The 7039-nt window shown below is 63.2% G+C and carries 6 protein-coding genes and 1 pseudogene; 5 read left to right on the plus strand and 2 right to left on the minus strand.

Annotated features, from left to right (window positions below; genetic code table 11):
• The first annotated feature begins 36 nt into the window (after nucleotides 1-36).
• Nucleotides 37-1347: a porin gene (locus D3H34_RS09875; RefSeq protein WP_119553269.1), complete on the plus strand. Its 1311-nt coding sequence runs from the start codon at nucleotides 37-39 to the stop codon at nucleotides 1345-1347.
• Between the two features lie 44 nt (nucleotides 1348-1391).
• Here D3H34_RS09875 and D3H34_RS09880 read toward each other — a convergent pair whose 3' ends face one another.
• Both D3H34_RS09880 and D3H34_RS09885 read right to left on the minus strand, forming a co-directional pair.
• Nucleotides 1392-1841 (minus strand): hypothetical protein, encoded by a 450-nt coding sequence (locus D3H34_RS09880; RefSeq protein ID WP_119553270.1) that lies wholly within the window; start codon nucleotides 1839-1841, stop codon nucleotides 1392-1394.
• Nucleotides 1842-1900: 59 nt separating this feature from the next.
• The gene (locus D3H34_RS09885) at nucleotides 1901-2767 is read right to left on the minus strand and encodes a LysR substrate-binding domain-containing protein (protein ID WP_119553271.1); all 867 of its coding nucleotides are present in this window, start codon (nucleotides 2765-2767) and stop codon (nucleotides 1901-1903) included.
• 287 nt (nucleotides 2768-3054) lie between these two features.
• On the opposite strand from D3H34_RS09885, the gene psrA reads away from it, so the two are divergent.
• From psrA to D3H34_RS34650, 4 genes and pseudogenes are all read left to right on the plus strand, one after another.
• Nucleotides 3055-4149 carry an iron-containing alcohol dehydrogenase PsrA gene (gene psrA / locus D3H34_RS09890; RefSeq protein WP_119553288.1) on the plus strand — a complete coding sequence of 365 codons (1095 nt, stop codon included), beginning with the start codon at nucleotides 3055-3057 and terminating at the stop codon, nucleotides 4147-4149.
• 81 nt (nucleotides 4150-4230) lie between these two features.
• The gene (locus D3H34_RS09895) at nucleotides 4231-5544 is read left to right on the plus strand and encodes an MFS transporter (protein WP_119553272.1); all 1314 of its coding nucleotides are present in this window, start codon (nucleotides 4231-4233) and stop codon (nucleotides 5542-5544) included.
• 49 nt (nucleotides 5545-5593) lie between these two features.
• Nucleotides 5594-6847 (plus strand): phosphonoacetate hydrolase, encoded by a 1254-nt coding sequence (phnA, locus tag D3H34_RS09900; RefSeq protein ID WP_119553273.1) that lies wholly within the window; start codon nucleotides 5594-5596, stop codon nucleotides 6845-6847.
• Nucleotides 6848-6869: 22 nt separating this feature from the next.
• Nucleotides 6870-7039: pseudogene (locus tag D3H34_RS34650) on the plus strand (phosphonoacetaldehyde dehydrogenase); the annotation flags it as partial.

Consider the following 7039-nt stretch of genomic DNA (forward strand, 5'->3'; position numbering starts at 1 on the left):
GCCCTGACTCGATTCAAAACAACCAAAGAGACATTCATGCACAACCACTGGCATTCGCTTTTTCTTCTTCTGATCTCGCTCGCATCGCTTCTCATCGGCCCTTCGAGTTGGGCGCAATCATCCGTGACGCTCTATGGCGTCGTCGACGTCTCGGTGAGCCACTACCAGACCAGGAGCCGGCTGCGTGCCGGCCAGCCCTCCGCATTGCCTGTCGCACCGTTTGCAGCGCCAGGCACCATCTCGCAAAGCGCCACCAAGCTGGCCTCGGGCGCACACACGCCTTCTCTCCTGGGCTTTCGCGGGCAGGAGGACCTGGGCGGTGGCTGGGCCGCGGGCTTCTGGCTGGAATCCACGCTCACACCGGACGACGGGGCTCAGGCGCTTGGCGCGTTCGACCGCCGCTCGACGGTGAGCCTGTCCGGGTCTGTCGGCGAATTGCGCCTCGGCCGTGACTACGTACCGACCTACTGGAACCTGACGGTCTTCGATCCCTTCGGCACTGTAGGCGTCGGCGCGAACCTTTGGAACCCGATCGGCACCGGGCTCACCACCAGCCACGGAAAGTCGCCCGCGAACCTGATGCCCTTTGACAACTACGTTCGCGCCTCCAACAGCGTCGGCTATTTCCTGCCGGGCAATCTGGGCGGGTTCTACGGCCAGGTCATGTACTCCCTGCATGAGAGCCCGAAGCAGAGCGGCGTGAGCCACAGTCCGAGCAAAGGAGGGCGAAACGTCGGGGGACGCTTCGGCTATCAGCATGGCCCGCTCAACCTGGCCATCGCCTACCAGGAAGACACCAAGGACGATCTCGGCGGATTCGACAAGGACCGCCTGAAGATCCTGAACGCCGGGGTCTCCTACGATTTCAATGTCGTCAAATTGTTTGGCCAGTTGTCGCAGATCAGGGATGAGCGCAGCAAGATGGACGTGGCCCATCTCGGCGGCATTCCATATCCCTTCAGGAACGAGAGCAATGGCAAGTACACCGGCGGCTTGATCGGCATCACAGCCCCGGTCGGACCTGGATTGATCCGCGCGTCCTATTCGCGCGTGAACTACGCCGCGCCCCGTGCGGTGAATGCCTTGAATCCCGCGACATGGCTGCAGGACAACGATGCCAGGATCGAGAAGTTTGCCGTCGGCTACGTGCACAACCTGTCGAAGCGCACGGCGCTCTACGCCACCATCGCGCGAACTAGGTTCAAGTGGAATGGCGCCTTGAATGCGCCCATGGCCATCAGCCCTGGCGGCGGGGTGAGGTTCGCGACTGGCATTCCAGGGACCAGCGCCGCCTATGCGCCTTCAAGCAGCACCGGCTACGACCTGGGAATCCGGCACGCATTCTGAGGAGCGTCCGCGAGTGACGGATTGAACGCTTTGTCAGCCCTTGCTCAAACTTCATATGCATAGACGCAACTGAGTTCAGCCCCTTTCAAGGCGGACTTGAAGGGTTCAGGCGCACTCTTGAGGACGGCACCAAAGCTGGCTTTGAGCCTGCCGCTTCCCATGCTGCCCTTGTACTTGATGCTCTTGGGCTTGGCTTGAAGCTGGAGCTTGTTTGAGCCAGAGAGCGCCGCCTCCAACTTGAAGATGCCATGACGGAAATCAGTGGACTCGGAGGTTTCTGCCTGCGGTGAAACCAGGCCTATGGTTTGCCCGCGGTAGGAGAGCTTCAAATCGACTTCCACAATGGAGGCAGGAATATCGCCCACCAAGGTGAGCGTCTGCCCCGCATGGCTTCCTGTGCAGTTGAGTTGCGCCGTATTTGCACCTGCGATGGCCGGACCCGAGAGGGCGAACAGCAGCACCGGGATGCAGAGAGGGAAGATGTTTTTTCTCATATTGACTGCCTATTTTCTTTGAAGCGGTCGTACCTCTCATGCGACGCGGCAGCGCCGCATCAGCCAAGAGCCACGTCGAACAGGGCCTTGATCAACGGCCGGTCCCTGCGCACCGACAGGCAACACAGCGAGTAGCTGATCGTCAACTGCTCGTCGTCTATCTCCACCGCCGCCAGTCCAGGCAGGGGAATGAACTCCACCTGCGTGACGAAGCCGATACCCATTCTGTTGGCGACGGCGTGCAGGATGGCTTCACGGCTGTTGATTTCCATGATGCAGTTCATCGGCACGTTCGCCCTTTGGCAGGCGCGTTCCACGCGGTGCCTTGTCTTCGAGCCGGCCTCACGCAGGATCAGCGCTTCACCCTCGATGTCAGCGGTGGCAATGCTGGAACGCTTCGTCCACGCATGCCCCTCGGGCACCACCGCTACGACGCGTTCGCTGCGGTAGTGAGCGATGTGCAACCCATCGACAGCCGGAGGCTCCACAAGAATGCCCACGTCGATGTCGAAGTCTTGCAGTCCTTGCAGCGTCGACTTCTCTGAGCCGATGGAAACCGTCAATTCGATCGATGGGTGTGTCTGCCGGAAGTTGCGCGCCAGTTCGAGCGCAATGGGAGGCGACACCGAGCCCACGCGAACCAGCCCTGCCTTGAGCTTGTTCACGCTCTGAAGGAACTGGATCGCCTCTTCCTCCTGTCCGAAAAGTCCCTGGGTGATGGCGTAAAGCCGCTCACCGGCGGCGGTGAGCCTGACGCTTCGGCCACCGCGCAGGAACAGTTCGACATTGAAGCGAGTCTCGAGCGCCTTGACCTGGTCCGTGACGGTCGGCTGTCCTATATGGAGATATTGCGCCGCCGCGGTGAAGCCGCCTGTCTTCGCGACAGCGTGAAAACAGCGGATCCATTTGTAGTACTGGTGAAACATGGGTGGCGGCGTTTGCGGAGCAAGTGCAAGGAATGGCCGGAAGGCTCTCACATGAGGTCCCACGGTGCATGCGCGCTTACCCGTGCTTTCCCTATGCGACGCACATCGCGTCCCCGGCGCTGGCGCCTGGCTCCGTTGAGGACGCGGCCATCCATCGGTTTCGGACCATGCGGACATCGCAAATGCGATTGGACGATGCAATGGCCCGCTCAGACACTGCGGCCCATGCAGAACGCGGACACCGCGCGATGCCGACGAACACACCGCACAACATGGAGACCGCTTCGATGCCCCACACCTACCACAACCCTGTTTCGATCCACAGCGGCCGAGGCAGCCTTGAGCAACTGCCTGCGATGCTCGGTGGCCGCCGCGTCGTGGTCGTCACTTTTCCCGAGGCCCGCGGCCTGGGTCTGATTGCCCGGCTCGAGGGATTGCTGAAGGACACGCTGGTCGGCGTGGTCGAAGACGTGCGCCCCAACCCCGATGTCGAGCAACTCGCGGGCCTGTACAACCGTTTCTGGAAGGATGGCACCTCGTGCGACGCGATCGTCGCAGTGGGTGGCGGCAGCGCCATCGACACGGCGAAGGCGTTGATGGTGGGTACCGCAAGCGGCCAATTCGATGAACTCGTGAGCCTGCTCGCCACGGGCAAGCCCTTCACCCCCGCAAGCGTCAAGCCGCTGATCGCGGTACCGACCACCGCCGGCACCGGCAGCGAGGTCACGCCTTGGGCGACGATCTGGGACGCACGCAACCAGAAGAAGTATTCGCTGCATCTGGACGCCACCTGGCCCGAGGCCGCGATCGTCGACCCCGAGCTCATGCTCTCGGTCCCGGCAGGCACCACGGTGTCGACGGGCCTCGACGCACTGTCCCATGCGTTGGAATCGATCTGGAACGTGAACGCCAACCCGATCTCCGACACTTTCGCGGTCTCGGCCGTGCAAGACATCTTTGCCTGCCTCCCGGCGCTGCGGCAAGACCTGGGCAACCTCGATCTGCGAGAGCGCATGGCACTGGCCGCGCTCAAGGCCGGCATGGCGTTCTCCAATACCAAGACAGCGCTCGCTCATTCGATCTCGTACGAAATGACGCTGCGCCACGGCTTGCCACACGGCATCGCTTGCTCGTTCACGCTGCCGATCGTGCTCGAGAAGGCTTGGGCCCAATCGGCGGACCGCGACCTCACGCTGCAGCGTGTGTTCGGACCGGACCTCTCGGCCGCAATGCAGCACCTGCGCGATTTCCTCAACGGGCTCGGCGTCAAGACCGAATTCGCCGACTACGGCGTTGCCGACGCAGAGGCGGCAGCCATGATCGCGCGCGCCATGGAAGGCGCACGCGGAAAGAACTTCATCGGCGCGACGGTGGCTGCCTAGCCACGCGAATTCTCGAAGCAAACCACACCGGCAAAGAACCGGACCACGGGCCCCACGCCCGCCAGATCCACGGAGACAAAAATGCAAATCGCCAATCAGACCTTGACGGCAGGCACCTACGTATCGCCGCTCGACAATTCGTTCCGCAAAGCGCAGTGGCGGATGCTGCTCGCGGCCATGTTCTGCTACTTCTTCTTCTACACGGGACGGCAGACCTTTGGCTTTGCCATTCCCGGCATCCAGAAGGAATTCGGCCTTTCGAAAGAAGTGCTCGGCTGGGCCTCGACCTCGCTGCTGTGGTGCTATGCCATCGGGCAGGCCATCAACGGCAACCTGGGCGACAAGTTCGGCGGACGCCGCGTGATGACGGCCGGCGCCATCCTCTCGTGCGCCGCCAACTGGGTCGTGAGCTTCGCGGTCGGCTTCAAGAGTCTCGCGATCCCATGGGGCATCAACGGCTACTTCCAGGCCCTGGGCTGGGCCCCAGGGAGTCGGCTGCTGTCGAACTGGTGGGGCGCGGGCGAGCGCGGCAAGGTCTACGGCTTCTACGTGTTCGCCGCGGGCTGCGCGTCGGTGTTGTCGTTCGTGACCTCGATCATCGTCGTCAACGTGCTGCACCTCGATTGGCGCTGGATCTTCCGGCTTCCGGTGTTGCTCATGCTGGTGGGCGGCATCGCCTTCTACCTGATTGCCCGTGAACGGCCAGAAGACCTGGGATTCAAGTCACCGGACACCGGCGTGGCCAACAACAACCCGCAAGAGGCCAAGGCCGGTGTGGCCGACGGCGAGCCGATGGAAAGCTCGTGGTCGCGCTACAAGGCCGTGCTCAGCAACCCCAGGCTGATGATCGCCGCGCTGGCCATCGGCTTCCAGAATGCCGCGCGCTACGGCCTCATCGTCTGGGTACCCGTGCACTTTCTGGGCAAGGACTGGGCCAAAGCCGCCGACGGCATGATCGACCCGGCCTGGATCTCGGTGGCGCTGCCGGTCGGCATGGCCTTCGGTGCGCTCACCAACGGCTGGATCTCCGACAAGGTGTTCGGCTCCAAGCGCTACAAGGCCATCGTGCTGTACATGCTGTTGGGCGCCATTGCCTCGATGGGCATGTATCTGCTGCCCACCAGCATCCTTGGCCTCGGTCTGCTTTTCCTGGCCGGCTTCTTCGTCTATGGCCCGGCCTCGTCGTTCTGGGCTCTGTGCCCCGACCTGGTGGGGGCCAAGCGCGCCGGCACCGCCACCGGTGTCATGAACTTCTTCTCGTACCTGCTGGCCGGCCTGGGCGAACCGCTGATCGGTCGGATGCTGGATCACTCGGGCAATACCTCGGTGGTGTTCCCCATCGTCGCGGCGAGTTGCCTCATCAGTGCCTTCATCGCGGTGTTCATCCGCCGCTGAGAGCGCTGCATCGACACCCTCACATTCCACTTGCCAAGGAGCAATCCTCATGAAATCCAATCCACTCGAAGTGAATGGCCGCAGCTACCGCTGGATGGTCCGCCCCGTCGTCGTCGTGTGCGTGGACGGCTGCGAGCCCGCCTACCTGGACGCCGCCATTGCCGCCGGCGTGGCGCCGTACATCGCCCGCATGCGCAAGGACGGCGCCGACCTGCTGGCCGATTGCGTCGTGCCCTCGTTCACCAACCCCAACAACCTGTCGATCGTGACCGGCGCGCCGCCGGCCGTGCACGGCATCTGCGGCAACTACTTCTTCGACCGCGAGCTGGGCCAGGAAGTGATGATGAACGACCCCAAGTACCTGCGCGCCGGCACCGTGCTGGCCGCGTTCGCCGATGCGGGCGCCAAGCTCGCCGTGGTCACGGCCAAGGACAAGCTGCGCAAGCTGCTGGGCCACAAGATGAAGGGCATCTGCTTCTCGTCGGAGAAGTCGGACCAGGTGACGATGGAAGAGAACGGCATCGACAACGTGCTCGACATGGTCGGCATGCCGGTGCCTTCGGTGTACAGCGCCGAACTCTCGGAGTTCGTGTTCGCCGCCGGCGTGAAGCTGATGGAGTCGCAGCGTCCTGACCTGATGTACCTGTCGACCACCGACTACGTGCAGCACAAGGCCGCGCCGGGCAGCCCCGCGGCCAATGCCTTCTATCAAATGATGGACGGTTACCTCGCGCAGCTCGATGCGCAGGGCGCCACCATCGTGCTCACCGCCGATCACGGCATGAACGACAAGCACGGTGCAAATGGTTCGCCGAACGTCATCTATCTGCAGGATGTGCTCGACGGCTGGTACGGCCCGGACCGTGCACGGGTGATCCTGCCGATCACTGATCCCTACGTCGTTCACCACGGCGCGCTCGGCTCTTTCGCGACCGTGTATGTGCCCGACGAAAACGAGGTGCCGGGCTGGATCGATCGCATCCAGCGCATCCCCGGGATGCAACTCGTGCTCTCGCGCAAGGAGGCTGCGCAGCGTTTCGAGCTGCCACCCGACCGCATCGGCGACATCGTCGTCGTCAGCGAACAGCGCACAGTCATCGGCACCTCGGCCACGCGCCACGACCTGTCTGCGCTCGAAGTGCCGCTGCGCTCGCACGGTGGCGTGTCGGAGCAGCTGGTGCCTCTGATCTGCAACCGTCCGGTCGCGGGCATCACGAGCGCGCGCAGGCTGCGCAATTTCGACGCACTCGACCTTGCCCTGAACCATGCCCAAGGCCCGCTGACGAACGCGGCTGCGGTCTGACCCCCTTTTGACGGAGCATTTCATGAGCAATTCCGACCAATCCGCCCTGAAGCCCGGCACCGTGTACCGCGAAGCGCTGCGCATCGCAGGCGAGAAAGTCCACCGCGACCGCACCATCGAGGTCGCCTACCCGTACACGGGTGAGGTGATCGCCACCGTGCCCAAGGCTACGCTGGACGATGTGCGCAATGC

The organism is Acidovorax cavernicola, from assembly GCF_003581445.1.